The sequence below is a fragment of the Candidatus Darwinibacter acetoxidans genome (genome assembly GCF_041936445.1).
In the GTDB taxonomy this organism is placed as follows: Bacteria; Bacillota; Limnochordia; order Darwinibacteriales; family Darwinibacteriaceae; genus DTU010.
In genome coordinates, this window is the sequence record NZ_JBHGXH010000170.1 from 1 (window position 1) to 1,288 (window position 1,288).

Sequence of the window (1,288 nt, forward strand, 5' to 3'; positions counted from 1 at the left end):
TATTTTCCAGGTTTCCCTGGGCCGGATTCTTCCCGGGGAAGAGGTGAGAATCAAGATCGCTTACCTTGGAACGATATCGTACCAGGATGGGGAGTTCAGGATATCCATCCCCACCCTGGTGGCGCCGAGATATATCCCCGGCAGCCGGATCAAGGAGAAGAAGGGAATGGGCTGGTCGAATCCTACTGACCGGGTCCCCGACGCCGATTTTATTACCCCGCCGGTGGACCCCGGAGCCGCTTACCGGGTTGAGCTCGAGCTGAACCTGCAGCCCTTGCTGCCCGTTGACGAATACAGCTCTCCTTCGCACCAGTTGAAGGTAACTGCCAGGGAAGACGGCGGCGCGCGGATCACCCTGGCCGAGGGCAAGGCCCCCCTGGACCGGGACATCGTCATCCTGGGCCGCTGCCGGGAGGAAAGCACGACAGCGGGATTGAGCTGGAAAGATCCGGAAACCGGCGAGGGCTACTTCTACCTTCACCTCCTTCCCCATCTTGGCGCCCGCTTTGTCCGTGAAGCGCTAAATTTCATCTTTCTCATTGACATTTCCGGTTCCATGCACGGGGCCAAGTTGCAACATGCCAAAAATGCCATGCAGCTGTGCCTGCGGAACCTGGAAGACGGCGATAGATTCAACATTGCCGCCTTTGAAAGCGGCTGCTGTTACTTTTCCCCTGAGGGGAGCGTGCTGTTCAACCAGGCCTCCCTTGAACGCGCCTCGAGCTGGATCAACAATCTCAGTTCGATGGGCGGCACCGAGATCATGGAGCCGGTGGATTTTGCCCTTAAAAACAGCGGCGAAGATGGAACGGTAATCCTCCTCTTCACAGACGGTCAGGTCGGAAATGAGCAAGAAATTATCGATCGGGTCAGGAGAGGGATCAGGGGCAATCGACTTTTTACTTTCGGAATCGATACGGCGGTAAACAGCTACTTTATCAACCAGCTTGCCGAAGCGGGAAGAGGGCTTCCCGAGTTTATCTATCCCGGTGAAAGGATAGAGGATAAGTTGATCCGCCAGTTTTACCGCATAAACTCGCCGGTGATCAGCGATGTAACAGTCAAATGGAGTGCAATGCAGGATGTGGAGTTTTATCCACGAGATATTAAGGCGATATTTGACCGTGAGCCGCTGATACTGGTGGGAAAGTATAGCGGAGAACTTGCCGGATCTTTATCTTTTATTGGCAGGCTGGAAGAAGAAGAGCACCGGGTGGAGATGGATCTAACACGTCTCAGAACTGACAGCAGTTTTAGCTTCCTGAAAAAGATATGGGCCAAAATGAAG

Annotated in this window: 1 protein-coding gene; it reads left to right on the forward strand. The window is 54.2% G+C overall.

Features of this window, described 5'->3' with window-relative positions; translation table 11 throughout:
- Window positions 1-274: 274 nt before the first annotated feature.
- Window positions 275-1,288: VWA domain-containing protein (locus ACE4YL_RS06340; RefSeq protein ID WP_461369390.1), on the forward strand; the 1,014-nt coding region annotated here is incomplete at its 3' end.